This window comes from Burkholderia sp. IMCC1007, assembly GCF_027257875.1.
GTDB lineage: Bacteria > Pseudomonadota > Gammaproteobacteria > Burkholderiales > Burkholderiaceae > Burkholderia.
Genome location: NZ_JAPVQY010000088.1, coordinates 1 through 22,612 on the forward strand (window position 1 = coordinate 1; position 22,612 = coordinate 22,612).

The 22,612-nt window shown below is 63.8% G+C and carries 16 protein-coding genes, 2 tRNA genes and 5 pseudogenes; 12 read left to right on the top strand and 11 right to left on the bottom strand.

Annotated features, from left to right (window positions below; genetic code table 11):
• Positions 1-581 (bottom strand): ATP-binding cassette domain-containing protein (locus O1Q03_RS37570; protein ID WP_269510722.1); only part of this gene is annotated, 581 nt, incomplete at its 3' end.
• Positions 568-1,815, bottom strand: a complete 1,248-nt coding sequence (locus O1Q03_RS37575) for an ROK family protein (RefSeq protein ID WP_269510724.1) — start codon at positions 1,813-1,815, stop codon at positions 568-570. The genes O1Q03_RS37575 and O1Q03_RS37570, both read right to left, overlap by 14 nt.
• Before the next feature lie 419 nt (positions 1,816-2,234).
• Here O1Q03_RS37575 and O1Q03_RS40045 point away from each other — a divergent pair, with 419 nt between their 5' ends.
• A complete protein-coding gene (locus O1Q03_RS40045) occupies positions 2,235-2,558 on the top strand; it encodes a hypothetical protein (RefSeq protein ID WP_332112577.1) in 324 nt (107 codons plus the stop codon).
• 196 nt (positions 2,559-2,754) lie between these two features.
• Here the strand turns inward: O1Q03_RS40045 and O1Q03_RS37585 are convergent.
• From O1Q03_RS37585 to O1Q03_RS37600, 4 genes are all read right to left on the bottom strand, one after another.
• Positions 2,755-2,841: transfer RNA gene (locus O1Q03_RS37585), tRNA-Leu, on the bottom strand.
• A gap of 420 nt (positions 2,842-3,261) precedes the next feature.
• A tRNA-Leu gene (locus tag O1Q03_RS37590) sits at positions 3,262-3,348 on the bottom strand.
• Positions 3,349-3,458: 110 nt separating this feature from the next.
• A complete protein-coding gene (locus tag O1Q03_RS37595; RefSeq protein ID WP_269510726.1) occupies positions 3,459-4,448 on the bottom strand; it encodes an aliphatic sulfonate ABC transporter substrate-binding protein in 990 nt (329 codons plus the stop codon).
• An 848-nt stretch (positions 4,449-5,296) separates the two neighbouring features.
• A complete protein-coding gene (locus tag O1Q03_RS37600) occupies positions 5,297-6,577 on the bottom strand; it encodes an ROK family transcriptional regulator (protein WP_269510728.1) in 1,281 nt (426 codons plus the stop codon).
• A gap of 165 nt (positions 6,578-6,742) precedes the next feature.
• Here O1Q03_RS37600 and O1Q03_RS37605 point away from each other — a divergent pair, with 165 nt between their 5' ends.
• The 4 genes from O1Q03_RS37605 (at position 6,743) to O1Q03_RS37620 (ending at position 11,216) form a co-directional block, all read left to right on the top strand.
• Positions 6,743-7,876, top strand: a complete 1,134-nt coding sequence (locus tag O1Q03_RS37605) for a Gfo/Idh/MocA family protein (protein WP_269510730.1) — start codon at positions 6,743-6,745, stop codon at positions 7,874-7,876.
• A 61-nt stretch (positions 7,877-7,937) separates the two neighbouring features.
• Positions 7,938-9,005: a sugar phosphate isomerase/epimerase family protein gene (locus O1Q03_RS37610; protein WP_269510731.1), complete on the top strand. Its 1,068-nt coding sequence runs from the start codon at positions 7,938-7,940 to the stop codon at positions 9,003-9,005.
• Positions 9,002-10,222 (top strand): nucleoside permease, encoded by a 1,221-nt coding sequence (locus tag O1Q03_RS37615; RefSeq protein WP_269510733.1) that lies wholly within the window; start codon positions 9,002-9,004, stop codon positions 10,220-10,222. Before O1Q03_RS37610 ends, O1Q03_RS37615 begins: the two co-directional genes overlap by 4 nt.
• Positions 10,223-10,298: 76 nt before the next feature.
• Complete coding sequence (locus O1Q03_RS37620; protein ID WP_124524236.1) at positions 10,299-11,216, top strand: sugar phosphate isomerase/epimerase family protein; 918 nt, start codon at positions 10,299-10,301, stop codon at positions 11,214-11,216.
• A 610-nt stretch (positions 11,217-11,826) separates the two neighbouring features.
• Here the strand turns inward: O1Q03_RS37620 and O1Q03_RS37625 are convergent.
• Positions 11,827-12,328: pseudogene (locus tag O1Q03_RS37625) on the bottom strand (transposase); the annotation flags it as partial.
• Between the two features lie 208 nt (positions 12,329-12,536).
• Between O1Q03_RS37625 and O1Q03_RS37630 the strand changes: the two are divergent.
• Positions 12,537-13,054 (top strand): annotated as a pseudogene (locus tag O1Q03_RS37630) (nicotinate-nucleotide diphosphorylase (carboxylating)); the annotation flags it as partial.
• A gap of 145 nt (positions 13,055-13,199) precedes the next feature.
• Here the strand turns inward: O1Q03_RS37630 and O1Q03_RS37635 are convergent.
• The 3 genes from O1Q03_RS37635 to O1Q03_RS37645 all read right to left on the bottom strand — a co-directional run bounded on the left by O1Q03_RS37635 (position 13,200) and on the right by O1Q03_RS37645 (position 16,782).
• The gene (locus O1Q03_RS37635) at positions 13,200-14,375 is read right to left on the bottom strand and encodes a Gfo/Idh/MocA family protein (protein WP_269510736.1); all 1,176 of its coding nucleotides are present in this window, start codon (positions 14,373-14,375) and stop codon (positions 13,200-13,202) included.
• Between the two features lie 16 nt (positions 14,376-14,391).
• On the bottom strand, positions 14,392-15,723 hold the full coding sequence (locus tag O1Q03_RS37640) for a Rieske 2Fe-2S domain-containing protein (protein WP_269510737.1): 1,332 nt from the start codon (positions 15,721-15,723) through the stop codon (positions 14,392-14,394).
• Positions 15,724-15,819: 96 nt separating this feature from the next.
• On the bottom strand, positions 15,820-16,782 hold the full coding sequence (locus O1Q03_RS37645; RefSeq protein ID WP_269510739.1) for a PDR/VanB family oxidoreductase: 963 nt from the start codon (positions 16,780-16,782) through the stop codon (positions 15,820-15,822).
• A gap of 279 nt (positions 16,783-17,061) precedes the next feature.
• On the opposite strand from O1Q03_RS37645, the gene O1Q03_RS37650 reads away from it, so the two are divergent.
• The 6 genes and pseudogenes from O1Q03_RS37650 to O1Q03_RS37675 form a co-directional block, all read left to right on the top strand.
• Positions 17,062-18,408, top strand: a complete 1,347-nt coding sequence (locus tag O1Q03_RS37650) for an MFS transporter (RefSeq protein ID WP_269510740.1) — start codon at positions 17,062-17,064, stop codon at positions 18,406-18,408.
• Positions 18,409-18,445: 37 nt separating this feature from the next.
• Positions 18,446-19,438 carry an ABC transporter substrate-binding protein gene (locus O1Q03_RS37655; RefSeq protein ID WP_269510741.1) on the top strand — a complete coding sequence of 331 codons (993 nt, stop codon included), beginning with the start codon at positions 18,446-18,448 and terminating at the stop codon, positions 19,436-19,438.
• 109 nt (positions 19,439-19,547) lie between these two features.
• Positions 19,548-20,126 (top strand): MarR family winged helix-turn-helix transcriptional regulator, encoded by a 579-nt coding sequence (locus tag O1Q03_RS37660; protein ID WP_060097613.1) that lies wholly within the window; start codon positions 19,548-19,550, stop codon positions 20,124-20,126.
• A gap of 143 nt (positions 20,127-20,269) precedes the next feature.
• Positions 20,270-21,166, top strand: coding sequence for a carboxylating nicotinate-nucleotide diphosphorylase (gene nadC, locus O1Q03_RS37665; protein WP_269510743.1), 897 nt, complete (start codon positions 20,270-20,272; stop codon positions 21,164-21,166).
• A 152-nt stretch (positions 21,167-21,318) separates the two neighbouring features.
• Positions 21,319-21,659: pseudogene (locus O1Q03_RS37670) on the top strand (MFS transporter); the annotation flags it as partial.
• Between the two features lie 301 nt (positions 21,660-21,960).
• Positions 21,961-22,077, top strand: a pseudogene (locus O1Q03_RS37675) (transposase); the annotation flags it as partial.
• Between the two features lie 226 nt (positions 22,078-22,303).
• Here O1Q03_RS37675 and O1Q03_RS37680 read toward each other — a convergent pair.
• Positions 22,304-22,612: pseudogene (locus O1Q03_RS37680) on the bottom strand (hypothetical protein); the annotation flags it as partial.

Below are 22,612 nucleotides of genomic sequence, written 5' to 3' on the forward strand. Positions count from 1 at the left end.
ATCAGGCCGAACAGATGCTCGGTTTCACGCGACGACAGCGGCGTCGTCGGTTCGTCCATCACGAGGATGCGTGCACGGGTGTGCACGGCGCGCGCGATTTCGACGAGTTGCTGTTCGGCGATCGACAGCGTGCCGACGAGCGTGTCGGGGCCGAACGGGGCGCCGAGGCGCGCGAGCACGTCCTGGCAGCCGCGCGCCATCGCCGCGCGATCGATGGTGCCCCAGCGCCGGTTGCCGCGGCGCAGTTCGCGGCCGACGTAGATGTTTTCCGCGACGGTGAGGTTCGGCGCGAGGCACAGTTCCTGGTAGATCACCGCGACGCCGGCATCGCGCGCGGCGAGCGGGCCGTCGATGTCGATGCGCTCGCCGTCGATCAGGATCTCGCCGCCGGCGTCGGCGCGATACGCGCCGGACAGGATCTTCATCAGCGTCGATTTGCCGGCGCCGTTCTCGCCCATCAGCGAGTGGATCTCGCCCGGGTAGACGGTGAGGCTGACGTTGTCGAGCGCGCGCACGGCCGGGAACGTCTTGCTGATCCCGCGCATCTCGAGCAGCGGTCGGGGCGAGTCAGATCGCGACATGGTTGACCTCCTGCGATTCGGTGCGGGCGCCCTTGAGGATGCCGGCCCGCGGAGAGAAGTTGAAGAACATCGGCAGCGTCGCGGCGCCGATCGCACCGGCGTCGGCGCCGAACGTGCCGCGCACGAGCGTCGGCGTGCCGCGCGCTTCCGGGGCGGTGGCGACGAGCGCGGCGCGCAGGCGCGTCGTGACCGCATCGAGCAGGCCCGCGTCGGTATCGGCGTCGAGCACGACCACCGGCGCATCGACGACGCACAGCACCGCGCGCAACGCCGGCGCGAGCGCATCGACGCAGTCGTCGATCCATTCGTCGACAGCCGGCAGGCCGCGCGCGATGCAGGCCTCCAGATCGGCGCGGTTCTCGACCGTCTCGCCGTGATGGCGCAGATGACGTACGAGCGCATGCAGCGACGCGCGCGCGAGCAGGATGTCCCACGGGCCGCGCGGCGGCGGCGCGGACGCGAGCCGGCTCGGCGGCACGGGGATCACGGCGATGTCGCCCGCATTACCGGTTACGCCGCGCAGGCAGTCGCCGTCGATCGCGATGCCGCCGCCGATCGCCGGGCCGATGAACAGGTACACGAAGTCGTCGCATTGCCGGCCGTATCCGTAGAACAGCTCGGCGATGGCGGCCGCGTTGCCGTCGTTTTCGCCGAACACGGGCAGCGACAGCGTGCGCCCGAGGTCGCTCGCGAAGTCGACGTCTTCCCACGCACGGAACGTGTCGGGTGCGAGGCCGAGCTCGCGCATCCATGCGCCGAGGTTGTACGGCTGCGCGACGCCGACGCCCGTCAGGCGTGCGCGTTCATGGTCGGGGAGCAGGTCCTGCATCGCGTCGATGTCGCGCCGAACGATCTCGAGCACGTCGGCGGGCGGCGGGAGCAGCATGTCGTGCGAGTGGCGGCCGAGCACGTCGCCGGCGAAATTGACGAGCGCCGTTTCGATGCGCATCCGATCGAGATGGACGCCGATGCCAAACGCGCCGCGCGGGTCGAGCCGGATCAGCGACGCCGGCTGGCCGCGCTGGCCTTCGGTGCGGCCGGCGAATTCGATCAGCTTCGCATCGGCGAGCGACGCGATGATGCTGCCGACCGCCGTGCCCGTCATGTTCGCGAGACGCGCGAGGTCGGCCTTCGACGCGCTGCCCGCACGGCGCAGCGTCTTCAACAGCAGGCGCTCGTTGTAACGGCGCACGTTGGCCGAGTTGCTGCCCTGGCCGATGTGCGGGCTTCTCATGGCGTCTCCTTCCATGGTGCGTCGTCGCTCGACGCATTAAATAAATCATGTTGATTTATTTAACCGCGTGACAGACCGGATGTCAGCCTAGGGAAATCCCGGTTTCGGTCGGCAGGAACGAGGCGCGGGATTTCCGGGTGAAGAAGGGCCGGCGCGGTGCGGTCGAGGCAGTCCCCCGTCTGCTTTAGGGGGAAGGTCGATGCATCGTCCGACGCCCCCCGATATCGCTGCTTGATCTTGATACCGGTACCGAGCCGTTGCCGCTTTACACCACGACGGAGACCGTCGCCAGCGGCGAATCGGCTCATGGGCGATCGTCCGGGCGCGCGCTCTGCAACGACCGGCGAACTCGATGTGTCGTTGCGTCTGCCGATCGAGCTCGGCGGCACGGGGGCGGCACGAATCCGGAGCCGCTATTCGTGGCCGGCTTCGCAGCGTGTTTTCATGGTGCGTTGACGCTGGTTGCGATGAAGCGACGGATTCAGCCGCCAGCGGATCTTTCGATTTCGGCGAGCACAACGTCTCAGCGCGATCCTGCCCAAGGCTTGTTGATGATCGCTCTCGATCTCGAGGTCAGCATGCCGGTGTTGGCGTCGAGGAGGCGCGAGAGTTCGTTGCGGACACCGAGACGACTTGTCCGTACGTGGAGATGGCGGGGGACGGATTCGGCACGCCGTCCGTATCGCCGGAGCGGCGTGAGTCGCGATGTGGTGACGTTGTCGCGCTTTCGGAAGCGGAAATGAAAAAAGGCCGGCTAGAAGCCGACCTTTTTTATAAATCAAGTGGTGCCCAGGAGAGGACTCGGTCACACGGGCGCGACCCCGGCTGCGCTTGCAAGCGCAGCCTTTCGAGTCCTCGCGCAAAGCGCGCAGGCGCTTTGCTTCCTGGGCCGGAAATGAAAAAAGGCCGGCTAGAAGCCGACCTTTTTTATAAATCGATTGGTGCCCAGGAGAGGACTCGAACCTCCACGATGTTGCCACCGCTAGGACCTGAACCTAGTGCGTCTACCAATTCCGCCACCTGGGCACGTTTCGCTTGCTGCGATGCGAAGACCGCTATTCTAGCGTGTTGCGAAGATCTGTCAACTCAATTTGAGGTCGCGAATGCAAATAATTTTGCGGCGAGCTTGTTTGCTTGTTGCGTCAGAGGAGGGTGCGTCGAGTCGATGGCTGCGCCGTTGACTCGACATGACTTCGCGGATGCTGACCGGACATGCGCGTAGGGGTGCGTATCGATTCGGCGCCAGAAATAAAAAAGGCCGGCAAAAAGCCGACCTTTTTATAAATCAAGTGGTGCCCAGGAGAGGACTCGGTCACACGGGCGCGACCCCGGCTGCGCTTGCAAGCGCAGCCTTTCGAGTCCTCGCGCAAAGCGAGCAGGCGCTTTGCTTCCTGGGCCGGAAATGAAAAAAGGCCGGCTAGAAGCCGACCTTTTTTATAAATCAAGTGGTGCCCAGGAGAGGACTCGAACCTCCACGATGTTGCCACCGCTAGGACCTGAACCTAGTGCGTCTACCAATTCCGCCACCTGGGCACGTTTCGCTTACTGCGATGCGAAGACCGCTATTGTAGCGTGTCTGACGAGGCTGTCAACACAATTTCTTCGATGACGATAAAAATATCGCGCATTGCGTATTTGTGGCATCACGCGCCGATCGGGTCCGCGCGCTTCGACGTGAAATTCCAGCGCAATGCTTCGCTCGTATCGACGCGAGCGGGCAGGAGGCCGGCTGCGAGGAACGTGTCGGCGATCGTCTGCTGCTCGCCGAAGTGCTGCGCGACCACGGCGCGGACGAGATAGCTGCGTCGCGCATTGGCGCGCGCGATCGTCGGTGCGTCGAGTCCCCAGATCGGCGCGAGCGTATTGGCCGCTTCCTGCGGGTGCTCGCGCAGCCACGCGCCGGCCTGCGACAGTCGGTCGAACACGATCTGGATGACATCCGGGCGCGCGGCTGCAAAGCTGCTCGATGCGAGGTAATAGCGCTGGTATGAAGCGAGCCCGCTGCCGTCGGCCAGAATCCGCACGTCCGGATTCGAGTCGACCGACGCGACATAGGGGTCCCACGTGATCCACGCATCGACGCTGCCGCGCTCGAACGCCGCACGGCCATCGGCCGGCGTCAGGTAGTGGATCGCCGTGTCGGCGGGGGCGAGCTTCGTGCGCGCGAGCGCGGCCAGCAGCAGATAGTGGCTGCCGGCAGCCTTCGTGACGGCGATGCGTTTGCCCTTCAGATCGGCGAGCGCATGCAGCGTGCTGTCCTTCTTGACGATGATGGCCTGTGCCTTCGGCGACGGCGCCTCCTGGGCGACATACACGAAGCGTGCATGCGCGGCCTGCGCGAACACGGGTACCGTGTCGGCCACGTCCGCGCTGAAATCGACCGCGCCGACGGTGAGCGCTTCGGTCAGCGGCAAGCCGCTCGCGAATTCATGCCACGACACACGCAACCCGAGCGGTGCCAGCGACTGCTCGAGCGTGCCGCGTGTCTTGAGCAGCGTGATGAGCGTCGACGATTTCTGATATCCGATGCGCAACTCGGAAGGCGTGCTGTCGGCGTGCGCCCGGATGCCGGCGGCGCCGAGGCCGGCGGCCAGCATCGCGCGCGCGAACGCACGGCGGTTCATCGACGTCATGGATGGTGCTCCTCGTTGGTTTCGTTGCAAACAAGGCGGCTAACGTACCAACGGGGAAGGCGATCGATAAACGATTAATTCTGCTATCGATCGGCGTGACCGGCATAAGGATGAGCCGGTGCGCGGGATGCGCGACTTGAAATGAAAAAAGGCCGGCTAGAAGCCGACCTTTTTTATAAATCAAGTGGTGCCCAGGAGAGGACTCGGTCACACATGCGCGACCCCGGCTGCGCTTGCAAGCGCAGCCTTTCGAGTCCTCGCGCAAAGCGCGCAGGCGCTTTGCTTCCTGGGCCGGAAATGAAAAAAGGCCGGCTAGAAGCCGACCTTTTTTATAAATCAAGTGGTGCCCAGGAGAGGACCTGGATTTCTCATCTATGTATTTGATAATTAACGATAATTATTTGGTTGTTGTGTGGGCGTGTACTCATTGATGTACTCATTTGCAGTTGGCTTAAAAAACTAATAAGTGTGTCGCGCAAATGCGACGACAGATCGACTATCTCTCTTGAGTCGCGGTTCGCGGTTCGCGGTTCGCGGTTCGCGGTTCGCGGTGGCGGTGGCGGTCAAACAGTCCCTTCCAGATGCTCGCCAGCCGTCGCCTGCTCCCTGAAAAGGGCGGCTCCCCCGGGGCGTCGTGAGCTTGATGTGCCCCATCCGTTTTTTGGTTCTTCGCAGGAACCCGTGGAGGGCTTGAGTGCGATTGCGTGACCTGACGCCTGATTTTATGGAGGTCAGGAGGAAGAACTGCTAACCACGAGCCTGCGAGGGTCTCGATTGAGTTGGATGAGAGCTGGTGGCAAGCCGGTCATCGGATAATGCCGACCTATGACTGCTTGAGGCCGATTAGGTCAATGGCCTAAGGGAAGCGCCCGCCCGCCGGTGCCGTGACCATCATTTCCTCGCAGCATTGCCGAGATTCCACCGGCGGACAGCACGTGTTCGATGCCAAGCACGATTCCGCCCACGGTTCCCGCATGCGTGGCGGTCGACGTACTTTCGACCAGCAGGCTGCGCGTAGCGAGCGGCAATGCCCGCTGATAGACGACGGCCCGCACGCCCGCTAGCAAATCGTCGCTGATTCTGACGAGCCGTCCGCCCAGCACGATCGTCGCCGGATTGAACATGTGCACCAGCATCGCGATCACCTCGCCGATCAGCGTGGCCGCGTTGCGGGTCAGACGGATTGCTGTGTGGTCGCGGGCCTTGATGAGGTGCGCGAGGTCGTCCATCGTCGGCGCTGTTGCGGCGCTCGACGCCCGACCGAGTTGCCGCAACAGCGCAGGGGCCGATGCGACTGCCTCGATGCAGCCGATGTTGCCACATCGACAGACGGTGTGGTCATGCTCGGGCACGCGGATATGCCCGATATCGCCGGCGGCGCCGTCCGTGCCGCGATGCAGTCGCCCGTCCGCCGTCACGATGCCGCAACCGATGCCGGTCGAGATCTTCGCGAAGAGCAGCGGTGACTGCGATGCCGGCCGCGTGCGCGCTTCGCCGAGCGCCATCAGGTTGACGTCGTTGTCGACGAGGACGGGCGCGTGCAGCCGCTGTCGAAGGTAAGCTGATACCGGAAACTCGTCCCAATCGGGCATGATCGGCGGCCGGACGCAAACCCCGCGGCCGAAATCCACCGGGCTCGGCAGCCCGACGACGACGGCGCGTACGGTCAGCGCCGTGAGGTTACGCGCGGCGAGCAGCCGCGTGAAGTCGTCGACGAGCCGGTCGAGCACGACCCCGGGCCCCACCGACAGATCGACTTCGAACCGATGCTCGGCGAGCGGATGCTGACCGAGGTCCGCGACGACCAGCCGGCCGTGACTCGCGCCGATGTCCGCCACCAGAATGAGCCCGGCTCGCGGGTTGATCGACAGCCGCGTACCGGGGCGCCCGCGGCCGCTCGGGCCGGCCGCATGCTCGACGACCATCCCGGCTTCGATGAGCGGCTGCACGAGTTGCGAGACGGTCGAGCGTGCGAAGCCCGTGTCGCGGGAAAGATCCGCGCGGCTCACGCCCGGCAGCGACGCAATGATCAACGCCAGCTTGCTGTGGACTTCGTATTCGTCGAGCCGAAACTGCCGGTCGGATGCAATCAGCCGCGACGGGTTGGGGTGATTCGCGCGTTCAGTCATGATGGCCGGGCAGTCGGACAACGCTCAGGAAGGAGACACACGCCGCGGACGACGCGATAGTCTGCGTATTTATAACGTAAATCGAATTAAATAATACAAAATTCAAACGAATCCGGCCAGCCCGTATCGTCCCGCTCTATCGGCAATCGACGGAGGAAGCAGCGGATGACGGGCAAGCGCAACCTGACAGCGGCGATAATCGGCGCGGGCATGATAGGCGAGGTCCACCTGCGCGCCGCGCGGCTCGCGGGCGCACGGATCGGCGGTATCGTCGCGTCGACGCCGGCGCGCACGTCGGCAGCGGCCGACAGACTCGGCGTGAGCGCGTACCCGCGTGCGGACGCCGCGATCGATGACCCGGCCGTCGACGTGATCCATGTCTGCACGCCGAACGCGATCCATCACCGGCTCGCGATGGCCGCGCTGGCAGCAGGCAAGCACGTGATCTGCGAAAAACCGCTCGCGATCCGCGCCGACCAGGCGGCGGAACTCGCGGCGGCCGCGGCGAGCGCGGACCGCGTGGCAACGGTGCCGTTCGTCTATCGCTATCACCCGATGGTCCGCGAAGCGCGCGCGCGGGTACAGGACGGCAGGATCGGCGCGCTGCACATGATCCACGGCAGCTACCTGCAGGACTGGTTGCTCGGGCAACACGACACAAACTGGCGCGTCGATCCGGACGCGGGCGGCGCGTCTCGGGCCTTTGCTGACATTGGCTCGCACTGGTGCGATCTCGTGGAGTGGGTCAGCGGAGAGCGGCTCGCGTCGGTTGTCGCTTGCCTGCGCACGGCTGTTGCGTCGCGCCCCGCGCAGAGCGGGCGAACCTTTGCGGCAGCGGCCGCGGGCGATCACGCGTCGTACCGGTCGGTCGAAACCGAGGATGTCGCGGGCGCGCTGTTCACGACGGCCCGCGGCGTGCCCGTTTCGCTCGCGGTCAGCCAGGTATCGGCCGGCCGCAAGAACCGGCTGTGGTTCGAAATCGACGGTGCCGAAGCAAGTGTCGTGTTCGATCAGGAGGACGCGGAGCGCCTGTGGGTCGGCACGCGCGATGCCGCCACGGTGCTCGTGCGCGATCCGACGCGCGGCAGCGCCGAGCAGCGGCGGCTCGCATCGCTGCCCGCTGGCCACACGCAAGGTTATGCGCAATGTTTCGAGGCGTTCGTCGACGATACCTACGCGGCGATTCGCGGAGAGCGGCGCGACGGATTGCCGACGTTCGAGGACGGCGCGCGCTCGGCGACGATCGTCGACGCCGTGCTGGCGTCGTCGCGGAAACGGAACTGGCAGAGGATCGGCTAGAGGCAATACGTGGCGATCACATCGCGCCGCGCGACCTTACCAACGACAAGGAGACAATGACATGATCAAGGGACCCGGCTTGTTACTGGCCCAGTTCATCGGAGACGATCCGCCGTTCGACGAACTGGATTCGCTGGCTTCGTGGGCGGCGCAGCTCGGCTATGCGGGCGTCCAGATTCCGACGAGTACGCCGCGCGTGTTCGACCTCGCGCTCGCGGCGCGAAGCCAGGAGTATTGCGACGACGTGCTCGCGCGGCTGGAGCGCCACGGGTTGCAGATCACCGAGTTGTCGACGCATCTGCAAGGCCAGCTCGTTGCCGTGCATCCGGCGTACGACACGTTGTTCGACGGCTTTGCACCGGCCGACGTGCGCGGGAAGCCGCAGATGCGCCAGGAATGGGCGGTAGCGCAACTGAAGCTCGCCGCGCAGGCGAGCCGCCGCCTCGGGCTGCATGCGCATGCGACCTTTTCCGGTGCACTCGCGTGGCCGTACTTGTATCCGTGGCCGCAACGTCCGCCGGGACTCGTCGACGAAGCCTTCGCCGAACTCGCGCGGCGCTGGCGGCCCATCCTCGATCTCTACGATGAACACGGTGTCGACGTGTGCTTCGAACTGCACGCTGGCGAGGACCTGCATGACGGTGCGACGTTCGAGCGCTTCCTCGACGCGGTCGACCATCATCCGCGCGCGAAGATCCTGTACGACCCGAGTCACATGCTGCTTCAGCAGATGGACTACCTCGGCTTCATCGACCGTTACCACCGGCGAATCGGCTGCTTCCACGTCAAGGATGCGGAGTTCCGTCCGAACGCCCGCAGCGGCGTCTACGGCGGCTACGAAGGCTGGCGCGAGCGCGCCGGGCGCTTCCGCTCGCCAGGCGACGGGCAGATTGACTTCCGCACGATTTTCTCGAAGCTCACGCAGTACGGCTACGACGGCTGGGCCGTCGTCGAATGGGAATGCTGCCTGAAGCATCCGGAAGACGGCGCACGCGAAGGTGCACCGTTCGTCCGCGATCATCTGATCCGGGTGGCGGAGCGGGCGTTCGACGATTTCGCCGGTGCGTCCGTTTCGCGCTCCGCGCTCACGCGGATGCTCGGCATCGACAACGAATCGGAGGAGCGATGAACGCGATGATGTTCCGCCTCGGCGCGATGATGTTTCTCGAGTTCTTCATCTGGGGAGCGTGGTTCGTCACGCTCGGTACCTATCTCGGCCAAGGGCCGTTGCATGCCGACGGGTCGCAGATCGCCGCTGCGTATCTGAGCCAGTCGATCGGTGCGATTCTCGCGCCGTTCGTTGTTGGCCTGATTGCGGACCGCTATTGCGCGGCCCAGCGCATTCTCGCCGTGCTGCAACTGGGCGGGGCAGTATTGATGTGGGTCGCGCCGGAGATGACGCGCTTTCCGGCGTTTCTCGTGCTGATCATGCTTTACATGGTGCTGTTCATGCCGACGCTCGCGCTCGTCAATACGGTCGCGATGCGCCACATGCAGGATCCCGGCAGGCAGTTCCCGCCCGTGCGCGTCGCCGGCAGCATCGGCTGGATCGTGGCCGGCCTGGCAATCGCATGGCTCGGGCTGGAGCAGCAGCATCGGCTCGATCTGACGTTCCGGATGGCCTCGATCGCTGCATTCGTGCTCGCGCTGTATGCGCTTTCGTTGCCCGACACGCCGCCGTTGAAACGCGGCGGCGACGTGTCGCTCGGCGATATCGTCGGGCTCGACTCGCTCAAACTCCTGAAGAGCCGGTCGTATCTCGTGTTTTTCCTCGCGTCGATCGCGATCTGCGTGCCCCTATCTTTCTATTACAACTTCACCAATCCGTTCCTGAATGAAATCGGCGTACAGGGCGCGGCAGGGTTGCAATCGCTGGGGCAGATGTCGGAGGTGCTGTTGATGCTCGCCATGCCGGTCATTCTGGCGATGCTGGGCGTCAAGGTCATGCTCGCAGTCAGCATGGTCGCATGGGTATTGCGCTACGTACTGTTCGCGTACGGCAACGTGGATACCGCTTACTGGTCGCTCGTCGCCGGTATCGTGCTGCACGGCATCTGCTACGACTTCTTCTTCGTCGCCGGCCAGATCTATACCGACAATCATGCGGGGCCACGCTTTCGAAGCGCCGCGCAGGGCTTCATCACGCTCGCGACCTACGGTGTCGGGATGCTGATCGGCACCTATCTGTCGGGCACGGTCGTCGATCATTTCACGCATAGTGCGGTGCGTGACTGGCGCGCGATCTGGCTCGTGCCGGCATCCGCCGCGCTGGTCGTGCTGATCATCTTCGTGGCGTTGTTCCGTGAGCGGGAAGCGGGGGCGCCGGAGATCAAGCCTCTTTCCTGACGAATGGAGGAGGGGCCGAATAAGCGGTTATGGCCGTATAAGTTCGTTATGAAAATCAGATAAGGAAATCAATATCATGAGACAAGAACGCCGTCGCTTCATCAAGCAAGGTGCCGCCGCAATGGCTGCGCTTTCTGTTGGATTGCCCGCTCTCGCCGGCGACAAGCGGCCGGGCGACTATTCAGGGCCGATCGGGCTGCAGCTCTATACGCTCGGCGACGCGGTGCAGCAGGACCCGGCCCGCGTGTTCGCGCAGCTCGTTGCGATCGGCTACCGCGAGGTGGAGGCGCTGACGTATGCAAACCTGACACCGTCGGCGTTGCGCCGCCATGCCGCCACTGCAGGCTTGCTGATGAGAAGCGCACACCTCGATTTCGCGACCGCGACGGATGTTTCGCGCGTGTTCGACATCGCTCACCAACTGGGGGTGACGCAGGTCGTCAGTTCGGTGTTGCCGCCGGTGCCCCAGGATGTCGGCGCGTTCATCGCGAACACGGGATCGCTGACGATCGACGATTTTCGGCGTATCGCAGAACGCGCGCAGCATATCGGCGAGCTCGCGCGCCGCGCAGGTCTGGTCTATGCGTATCACAATCACAATTTCGAGTTCCGGAACCTCGGTGGCGGTGTGCTCGGCTATGACGTGCTGTTGCGTGATACGGATCCGCGCTCCGTCAGATTTGAGCTCGACTGCGGGTGGATGAGCTTCGCCGGAGTCAATCCGGTCGGATATCTAAAACGGCACGGACACCGCTTCCATGCGCTGCATATCAAGAACTTCGACATGATCGGGTACTCCACGTCGCTCGATGCGGCTTCGCAAGACCATATCACCGAGCTCGGCCGCGGCGTGATCGACTATCGGCCGATCGTCGCCACGGCGTTGCAACGTGACGTGCGGTATCTGTTCGTCGAACACGATCCGAGGCGCGGTGTTCCCATTCCGATGGACATGGTGACGCGCGAGTTCGAGTTCTTTGAAAGCATAGTTTGAAGGGGACCTTGCGGAATCCGGGGCGGCGACGCCGAACATGGCATCGCCGAATCTGCGGGAGCCGGACTCACGGCCCATAGCATGGCGGGCTCAGAATCGATAGAGAAGTTCGGGCTGGCAAAAAAACGTAGGAAACTGCGCAATATGTCGGATTGGTGAGCGGAAGTGACGTTTCCGCTCAACGCGTAGTTATTCCCAGCTCCACTTTGGACTGGGGGCTAACATGTGTGGATCAAGTTCGATTCCTGCATAGAGCCGCGCTCGCATATCGAATAGCGGACTCGCAACCGAAGGCCCTGAACACGAATGATCCTTTGACGTATGGAATTCCGGCACTCTGCTGAAGTGTCATCGATTGCGTGGGCCAACGAGTGCATATTCAGCATGTGGATCACGTCACCAGTTTATCCATTCAATGACAACAAATCGCCGTCTGTACCAATGCCTCCGTTTGAGCTGGATCGCAAAATTCCATGACCGTTTCGCCTACTGCGGTGCACAATTGGCATGAGCTTTCCTCAGTGATTCCTTAGCCCTCACGGCTGAGGGATGAGATGGTGCCGCGTGTTCGGACAGGGTCCCGAGATTTTTAAGTGGAACGTCCGGGCGATCATGCTGCCGATTTGATCGCTGGCAGCGTCGCGAAGTATGCCTCATCGGGCGTCTGGTCCGCTAGGCTCGAATGAGTGGCCAATGGAGCGCCGCGCGTGGCTAACCGACTCGTAGGCTCTCAAATAAATCTCTTCGTACTTGATGCTGCGCCACACGCGCTCGACGAATACGTTGTCGCGCCAGGCGCCGTTGCCGTCCATCGACAGCCGAATGCCCCGGCCCAGCACCGCCTCGGTAAAGGCTCCCGCCGTGAACTGGCTGCCCTGGTCGGTGTTCGCGATGTCGGGGTGCCCATAGCGGGCGAACGCTTCTTCCTGCGCTTCAACGGCATGCACGGCCTCCAGCGTGATCGCCACGCGGTGCGCGAGGATGTTGCGGCTGGTTCGGTCCACCACCGCCGCCAGATACACGAAGCCGCGCGCTATGGGAACGTAGGTCGTGTCGAGTGCGCAGGCCTGGTTGGCCCGCTCGATCTTCATGCCGCGCAGCAGATACGGCCAAGTCGCCCAGCTTAAGCTCGACGAGCGACTTGCGAAACTGGATGCCGACATTGGTTCATCGTCGCGAAGCAGGCGGCGTGACGAATGATCGCGCGCGGCACCGGCGGCAAGATCATCAATATCGGCTCGCTCACGAGCGCGCAACGGTCGGCGCGTATTGGCCGCGAAGGGCGGAATCAAGATGCTAACGACATGCGATGAGTGCCGGCTTTCCGGCGTGGCCACCGAGACGCAACGATGACGCGCATCGTCGAAGGCACCGCTGCGCTCATTCTCGATACGAGAAAGATGCTTCCCGGCCTGCGCATCGCCCAGAAATACGAGGTCCGTATCGGCGGAGGCGAAAACGATTGTCTCGGACTGTATGACGGGATCAAGGAAAACCATGTCGCGTCGCGCGGGAGCGTTGAATCGACGATTCGCGCCGCCTATGCACCGGGCGCCGGCGTGTCGGTGCAGGTCGAAGAGGAGACGCTCGATGGGCTGCGCGAAGCGCTGGACGCGGGCGCTACCACGATTCTGCTCGACAATTTCCCGCTGGACGTGATGCGCGACGCGGTGCGCGTCAGCGCCGGACGCGCCGAACTGGAAGCGTCAGACGGCGTGACGGTGGAACCGCCGCGCGCCATTGCGGAAAACGGCGTACATCGCATTTTGCTGAGCAAGCTGACGAAGCACGTCAGAGCAGTGGATTTTTCGCTGCGATTCGCGCCGTTCGCCGGGTAGCGCTGGCGCGTTGCGCACGCGTTGAGGCACTGCGGGCAGCGAGTCATCGTCCATTGCCGATTGCGGCACAAAAAAAGGGCTGGCTAACGAAAAAAAATGCCGGTCGGTCGTCAACCGAACGGCATTTACGTCGACGCGCAGGACGTCAAAGCATCACGTCCGCGCCTGTTTCGCTCGACTTCAGAATCGCGAGGCAGATTCCCAGCGTGCCCTGCGCCCATTCGCCGTCGTGAAGCGGTCCATGTCCGTCGACGAGTGCTCCGTACAGCTCGTCGATGACCTCCGCGCGCGGCACGGCAGGTGCCGGCAACGGCAGCGTTTCGCGCCGCGCGTCGCCGTAGACGACAATCGAATCAGGCAGCGGTCGCAGGTCCGCGCGTTCGCACGACACGATCACCGGGCCGAAATGCTGATGGTGGCGCGGCGGCTCGTCGTCGGGGGAGGGCGGCGGTTTGTACGCCGATCCGCCGTAGGTGCCGGCCGCCTTCAGCCGCGCTTCGTCCTGGGACGACGCGAGCGTCGCGAGACGGCGGCGCGCAGCGCCATATGCGTCGGGCCGCGTACGTTCGCCCATCTCGCCGATCCAGCCGGTCCACTCGTCGCTGTTGAAGTGGCCATAGCCGTTGTACGACAGCGACGCATACGCGCCGCTCTCGAACCAGATAAGCGCCGAATACGCGCCTTCGGTCGGCCGGGACGGATCCCACCGGCCGACGCTCGCACGCAGCCTGACCGCGCGCGAACCGGCGAGCAACCGCACGATGTCGACCTGATGCGCGGCCTGGCTGAACACGGCGCCGCCGCCTTCGGCCGTCAGCAACTCTTCGGGGCGCCGCGGACGGTACAGATAGTCGGTGTAGTTGAACGCGTGGATCATCTTCACCGCGCCGAAATCGCCGAGGCCGATCAGCTCGCGTGTGCGCAGATACGGCGTATCGAAGCTGTGACAATGACCGACCATCAGGTGCACGTTCGCCGTGCGGCACGCGGCGATCATCCGGTCGCAGTCGGCAGCGTCGAGCGCCATCGGCTTTTCCACGAGCACGTGCTTGCCCTTCGATGCGGCGATCTCCGTGTGCCGCGCATGGAACTGGTGCGGGCTCGCGACGTAGATGACCTCCACGTCCGGGTCGTCAGCCAGTTCCGGCACGTCCGCATACGTTCGCGCGCCAAAGTCGGCCGCGAACCGGTCCCGCGCGTCGGCACGCGGGTCGCATGCGGCGACCAGCTGAACCCGCGGATCCCGCAGGAACGTCGGCAGCATCAGCGAGAATGCCCGGCCGAGTCCGGCTACTCCGATGCGCAAGCGGCGCTGCGTCATGGTGCTGTCCCTCCGGTTATTGCGACACCTGATAGTCGGTCGCGGCGACCGCCGGTTCGCCGGCCGGTTGCGGATGCTTCGAGCTGACATAGCGCACCGCGTGCGTGCGCCAGTCGATTTCCTTCGGCACGATCGCCTGGTACGAGCAGATCTCCGGCGGAATCGCATGCGCACCGGTGCCGATCGCATCGCTGCCTTGCCGGAAGTCGGCGATCGCATCCAGCATGCGGCGCCGGAATTCGACGATCGCGAGATCGCTCGCGCCGAGCCGCTCGTCCGAGCGGTTCGCGATGGGCCCCATCGTCACCCACATCGCGATGTCCTGGTTCGGGAAACCCGCGATTCCCGTGAAATTGCCGGCCGCCATCGCCGCGCGGTCCTGCCAGAAGCGGTTCTCGTGATTGCGCAGCGGACGGTAGCGTTCGTCGAGGTCGACGCCGACCTGCTGGCGCAGGAACTTGCGCCAGGTCTCGGTTTCCGGCGTGGTCTCGGCATCGCCCCATGCGATGAAGTAGAACGCGGTGTTCGTGTCGTCCATCGGCACGTTGATGTTCGCGACGTTGTACAGGTTGTTCGGCGGAATCAGCACGGTGGCCGGCGCGACGAACACGGTCGAGCGCACGTAGTCGTGCGTCGCCGCGTTGACGATCGGCCGGCGCAGTGCCGCGTAGCGGAAGCCGTAGCCGGTGCGCTCGACCTGCAGGCGCGGCGCCTTGTCGGTGGACGGGCGCAGCCAGTTCTTCGACGTGGCTTCCGCGCCCCCAACACGTGCGGGCACGAAGTCCGACGAATGCAGGCTCGAGCTGTGCGCGGAGTCGATCGCGCCTTCGAGAATCTGCGCCCAGTTGCACGGCAAAAGTGCCTTCGCGATGCTCACGCGCGTGTCGGCGGTCGGCGCCCATGCCGGCGCGACGAATTCGGGCGCCGCATCCTGCGGCCCCATGTACGCCCACACCATGCCGCCCCATTCATGCGTCGGATACGCCTTGTGCTTGACCTTGTCCGTCATGCAGCTGGAGGCCGGCTCCGACACCATCTCGATCACGTTGCCCTTCACGTCGAACTTCCAGCCGTGATACAGGCAGCGCAGCCCGCAGTCCTCGTTCCTGCCATATACGAGCGATGCGCGGCGGTGCGGGCAATACTCGTCCATCACGCCGACGCTGCCTTCGGTGTCGCGGAACACGACCAGGTCCTCGCCGAACACGCGCGCTTTCACGGGCGCACTGTCCGGCTCGCTGACTTCCTCGATCAAGCACACAGGCGTCCAGTGCCGGCGCATCAGTTGCCCCATCGGGGCATCGCCTTCGACGCGGCACAACAGCTCGTTTTCTTCTTGGGTCAACATGGGGCTCTCCTGGCGATACTTCGCCTCTGTTAATGGGTTTCCAAAAACGGGTCCGACTTTCGGCAACCGTGGCACGCGCCCACTAGGGCAGGGTTTTTAGAGATCCAGCACCAGCTCGCCGGACCGCGCGCGCGACACGCACACCATGATCTGCGTGTCCTTCTCGTCGTCGCGCAATACCAGGTCGCGATGATCGGCTTCGCCTGCGCACAGCCCGGTCCGGCACGAGCCGCAGGTGCCGCTTTCGCACGAACTCGGCACGCGGACGTCGGCGGCTCGCAGCACGTCCAGGATCGAGCGGTCGTTCGGGATGTCGAAACAAGCACCGCTGCTTTTCAGGCGAACGGTGAACGGCGTGTTGTCGCGTGCGGCCGTGCCGCTCGCGCCGAAGCTTTCGAAGTGGACGGTGCCGGACGGCCAGTGGCCGGTCATGTCGCGCACGGCATCCATCAACGGCTGCGGGCCGCAGCAGTAGACGTGTTCCGGTTTCGGCCGCTCGAACAGTTTCCAGAAATCGAATGCGTTCGACGGATCGCCGAAGTCGTGGTGAATCGTGACCACCGAGCGCCACTCGTCGCTGGCCAGTTCGTCGAGAAACGCGGTGCTTTCAGGATCGCGTGCGACGTAGATCAGCCGGAACGGCCTGAGTCCCTCCGTCTTCAGCTGCCGAGCCATCGACAGCATCGGCGTGATGCCGATGCCGCCTGCGACGAGCGTGAAGGCCTTCGCGCGTTCGTCGAGCGGAAATTCGTTGCGCGGCAGCGATACTGCGATCGCGTCGCCGATGCACGTTTCGTCGACGACGCTCATCGAGCCGCCGCGCCCGTTGCTATCGCGCTTCACCGCGATCACGTAGCGGTTGCGCTCCTGTGAATCGTTGCACAGCGAATAGCTGCGGCGCGCGCCGTTGGGCACGATGACGGTCAGATTCGCGCCGGCCTCGAACGGCGGCAGCGGCGCGCCGTGCGGGTCGACCAGCTCGAAGCGCCAGATGTCGCGCGCGATGTTGTCCTTTTCCGCAATCTTCAGACGCAGAAAACCGTCTTCGTCCGTCGTCATGTCCGTCTCCTTCTGTGCGATCCGGTGTCGTTCGGCATCAGCCATGAGCGCATCATATGGCTAGATATCTAATAATGCAAGTGTGCGACGCGGGAATCGGCGTGTTTCGCCTGTCGGTATAAACCCGCTCTTGCCATCGGTGCCGACGCTTCGTAGTCTTATAGTTAGATGTCTAATTATATTGATGCGGTCGCGATGCAACGTGCCGTGTCCGATACTCGACGAGCGTGCTCGCGCGCTTTCGCCGACCCCATGAGTGCCACCCGGAGACATGCAGAAATGGCAGATTCAACGTTGAGCTACGACGAAGCGACCCGACCTCCGGTCGCCGATTCGGCGGTCGTGGAAGCGACTTATCGCAAGGTCACCCTACGGTTGATGACCTTCCTGTTCCTTTGCTGGGTGCTGAACTATCTCGATCGCGTCAACGTCAGCTTCGCGCAGTTGCAGCTGAAGCACGATCTCGGCCTGAGCGATGCCGCATACGGGCTCGGCGTGAGCCTGTTCTTCATCGGCTACATCCTGCTCGAAGTGCCGAGCACGCTATTGCTCAGGCGAATCGGCGCGCGCCGCACGGTCACGCGGATCATGCTGCTATGGGGCACGATCTCCACGGCGATGGCGTTCATGACCGCGCCGTGGCAGTTCTATCTGGCGCGCACATTGCTGGGTGCGGCGGAGGCCGGTTTCTGGCCGGGGATCATTCTGTATCTGTCGTACTGGTATCCGGCGAAACGGCGCGCGCGCATCACGTCGCGGTTCCTGCTCGCTATCGCGGTCGCCGGCATCATCGGCGGTCCGCTGTCGGGGTTCATCCTGCAGAACTTCGTCGATGTGTGGGGCTTTCGCAACTGGCAGTGGCTGTTCTTCCTCGAGGGCCTGCCGGCCGTGGTCACCGGTGTCGTAGCGTGGTTCTACCTCACCGACCGGCCGCAGGACGCGATGTGGCTCACCGACGAGCAGAAGCGCATCGTCGTCGGCGCGCTGGAGGACGACAACCGGCAGAAGGCGCATGACGCGCCGAGCCGCCTCCTCGTCGCGCTGCGCGATTCGCGCGTGTACGTGATCGCGGCCGGCTGGGCCACGGTGCCCGTGTGCGGCACGATCCTCAACTACTGGACGCCGACGATCATCACGCAGACCGGCGTGTCGAACCTGCTGCAGCTCGGCATGCTGTCGGCGCTGCCGTATATCGTCGGCGCGGTCGCGATGCTGTGGATCGCGCGCAGTTCCGACCTGCGTCTCGAGCGGCGCTGGCACTTCGTGCTGTCGACGACGGCCGGCGCGGCAGGCGCCGTGCTGCTGACGCTCGTCACGCACAACTGGCCGGTCGCGATCGTGTGCCTGAGCCTCGTGTCGATCAGCTATTTCGCGGCCGCGGCGATCATCTGGACGATCCCGCCGACCTACCTGAAGGGCGAGGCAGCTGCCGGCGGCATCGGCGTGATCAGCAGCCTCGGGCAGGTAGGGGCGTTCTTTGCGCCGAACGTGCTCGGCTGGGTCAAAAGCGTGACCGGCAGTTTCTCCGCGGGCATCCTGCTCGTGGCCGCATTCGTGTTCATCGGCGGCATCGTCGTGTTCTTCGGTGTGCCGCGGGCGCAGCTCGCAGCGCGGCCGGGTGCATGACATCCCGCATTTTTTCGACAGTCAGACAGGAACAGCAATGAGCAAGCTTCAACTTTCCATCGCGGTGGGCAACTATGACCGGATGCGCCCGCTGATCGACGGCGACGTGCAGATCGACGGCGTGGACCCGGTATTCATGTTGCAGGATCCGGAGGAGATCTTTTTTCGCGCGTTCCGGCATGCGGACTACGACATCTGCGAGCTGTCGCTGAGCAGCTATTCGGTGAAGACAGCGGCCGGCACGTCGCCGTATATTGCGGTGCCGGTGTTTCCGTCGCGCGCGTTCCGGCACAGCTCGATCTACGTGCGCGCGGACCGCGGCATCGATCGCCCGGAAGACCTGAAGGGCAAGTGCATCGGCGTGCCGGAATACCAGCTGACGGCCAACGTCTGGGTCCGGCTGTTGCTCGAGGAAGAGTACGGCGTGAAGGCGTCGGACATCCGCTGGGTGCGCGGCGGCTACGAGGATCCGACGCGTGTCGAGAAGATCGCGCTGAAGCTGCCTGACGGCGTCGTGCTCGAGAACGCGCCCGAAGGCCGGACCATCTCCAACCTGCTGGCGGATGGCGAAATCGATGGCGTGATCGGCCCGCGTGCGCCGTCGTGCTTCGAGCGCGGCCATCCGCAGGTCACGTATCTGTTCGCCGATCCTCAAGCGAGCGCGGCCGATTGGTATGGGCGCAGGAAGCTGTTTCCGATCATGCATACGCTCGGCATCCGCCGCACGCTCGCGGATCAGCATCCGTGGCTGCCGGGCGCTATCGTGAAGGCGTTCGAGCAGTCGAAGGCGATCGCGCTCGCGCGTCTCAGCGACACGTCGGCTACCAAGGTCACGCTGCCGTTCATCGAGGATCAGCTGCGCAACGCGCGGCGCCTGATGGGCGATGACTTCTGGTCGTACGGCTTCGCGCAGAACGAACACGTGCTCGACCGGTTTCTCGCGCAGCACCATGCGGAGGGCCTGTCGAGCCGCCGGCTGCAGCCGGCGGAGCTGTTCCATCCGGCGAGCCTCGAAAGCTTCAAGATCTGACGCCGGCGCGCGGCCAGACCGTTCGCCGCGGCGTTGCCGCCAGTGGCTCGCCCGCCGGGTAAAGCGATATGATTGTCACCACTTCGGTTACAACGACGGCGAGGATGGTATGGCAGCAACACGTTCTTCGGGCAAGGGCCGCGACCCGGGCGCGAATCCGATCCTTCGGCACTGGCGCGACGCGGTGCCGGACGATCGTCTTGCCCACCTGGTGAAGGACGCGGCCCGCGCGATGATCCGCGGGCTGCAGATGCGGCTCGCGCAGCACGAAGTGTCGTTCGGTCACTGGGCGTATCTGCGCGTGCTGTGGGAAACCGACGGGCTGACGCAGAAGGAGCTCAGTGACGAGACCGGCACGACGACGCCCACCACGTTCAGCGCGGTATCCGCAATGGAAAAGCTCGGCTACGTCGAGCGCCGCTATGCGCCCGACAACCGCAAGAACACGCACGTATTCCTCACGTCGCGCGGCAAGGCGCTGAAGGGCAAGCTCGTGCCGCTTGCGGAAGAAGTCAACGAGATCAGCGTGAACGGGCTGAAGGCGACCGAGATCAACGTTGCGCGCAAGGTGCTGCTGACGATCATCGAAAACATGGCGCGCGATGAAGCCGAATCGGACGATCCGGCGCGCCGGATTCCGTCGACGCGCGAAGTGGGCAACCTGATCGCGACGCGCGGGGAAGAATGATGCAGCGGCGGTCGTGCGCCGCCGCACTCAGGTCAATCCCCGGGTGGTCATTTTATTAAATCTCTAATAATATTGGTTCCGTGCCGGTGCGTGGTTGCGAGCGACTGCGTGCCGATTCTTCTGCTGATGATACGGAACCCTGAATGGATGCAACGACCCGCGCAGTGATGGTGCGCAACGTGCGCGATGCGCTCTCGGAGGATGTCGGCGACGTCGACTGGACGTCGGAATTGATCGATCCCGGTACGGCGTGCGACGCGCTGCTCACCGTGCGGGAGGCGGCCGTGCTGTGCGGCAGGCCCTGGTTCGACGAAACGCTGCTTCAGGTGGACGCGCGTATCGCGGTCGAATGGTTTGTCGACGAAGGCGAGCCGATGTGCGCCGGGCAGACAGTCTGCAAGATTGCGGGCCCGGCACGCGGCGTGCTGACCGCCGAGCGCACGGCACTCAATTTTCTTCAGCTGTTGTCGGGCGTCGCGACCGCGACACGCGCGATGGTCCGTATCGTCGAGGGCACCGCGGCGCAGGTGCTCGATACGAGAAAGACGCTGCCGGGGCTGCGGCTCGCGCAAAAGTACGCGGTGCGGATCGGTGGCGGCAGTAATCATCGCCGCGGGCTTTACGACGGCATCCTGATCAAGGAGAACCACGTGGCTGCGGGCGGCGGCATCGCGCCGACCGTGCGGGCCGCGCAGGCGCTCGGCGCCGGTGTGCCGGTGCAGGTCGAGGTCGAGACGCTGCGCGAACTGGCCGAAGCCTTGGCTGCTGGCGCCGCATCGATCCTGCTCGACAATTTCTCGCTGGAACAGATGTGCGAAGCCGTGCGCATCGCCGATGGACGAGCGGCGCTCGAAGTATCCGGCGGCGTGACGCCGCATACGCTGCGCGTCATTGCGGAGACCGGCGTCCACCGTATTTCGGTGGGAGCGCTCACGAAGCACGTCACGGCGATCGATTTTTCGCTGCGATTCTTGACACTGGCCGTGCCACCGTTCGCAGAGTCGATTTCGGTGGCGGACACGCCTGACTTGCACGGCTGACGAATACTCGATTGGCGTCGTTGGTTTTCGACGCACCAAAATCATTCAAATTGTTCGTCTGATGCTCCTGTTCAGTTGGCACCGGTCAGTACGGGTCACATCGTTTCTCAGGAACATGGTTAAGGGTGGGCCCCAAAATATGGTGGTATCTGATGCCCATCATCTTCATCTCACCTACAGCATCGCTTATCTCGATCGCGCGAATTACGGTTTCGCGGCGGCCGCCGGGATCGACAAGGACCTCGGCATCACACACGGCATGTCGTCGCTGATCGGCTCGTTGTTTTTCCTTGGCTACTTCCTGTTCCAGGTGCCGGGCGCAATCTACGCGCAGCGCAACAGCATGAAAAAACTGATTTTCGTCGGCCTGATCTTGTGAGGCCTCTGCGCGGCGGCGACCGGGATGGTCAGCAACATTCCGATGCTGATGGTCCTGCGCTTCGTGCTCGGCGTGGTAGAGGCCGCGGTCATGCCGTCGATGCTGATGTACATCATTCCACGCGAATATTGCCTGCGACCCAACTCATGCCCTCCGCGCCTTCAGGTCCCTGTTGCTGCGCTCGATTCCGACGCCGTCAAGGCAGGTGTACGGGCTATCAAGGACAGGCGACCGCTTCACTTCAAAGCCCGACAGGAAGCAGATAAGTCACTCAAGCTGCCGGGCTTCTAACTAAAGGATGCACTATGTCACGAGACTCCCGCGCCGGGCCGGGAAGATGTACACGTTGCTGACCTTTCCCCTCTGAAGTATCCCACTGTAAAGTTAGTGGCAAGGCCGCAGGAGAAACCTTGTCATGAAGAAGTCGCGGTTCACCGAGGAACAGATCATCGGGGTGTTGAAGGAAGCCGAAGCGGGCATGAAGGTCGGGGACGTATGCCGGAAGCACGGCATATCGGATGCGACGTTCTATATATATGGACTGCTCCCAATAGCAAACGGAAGTTGACGGACACGGAAGTCGATTGCGTACATATATCCGGCGTCAGGGCATCGCCCAGCGCCCAACTGGAATTCCGCGCGTGCAGGCCTCAACAACTGGAAGACCTCAAGGGCCGTTATAAAAATCAGGTTCCCTGCTCGCCCGGATCGACCGGAGTGCCACTCGTCAATTCGTCAACGCATCGTTTGTGGCGTTGCTACACTGCTTTCTGATACGACTGGCCGGTTGCGAGCATCGACCAGATCACACGGGCAATCTTGTTCGCGATCGCAACAATGGCCCGATTGGCGCCTCGTCTGGCTTGCAATGCGAGAGCCCAGGCGTGCTTCTTGTCATGTTTGGTTGGTGCGGTTCGGAGTACCGCGCGAGCACCGTGTATGAACCGCTCCGGGAATGTAGGAGACTTCGGATCTTGGCTGTAATTGGAGATTTGAAGTATGGAAAACGAAAGCAAGGTAAGGAAGCCCACCGGGACGCGATATTCAGATGAGGTGCGGGAGCGGGC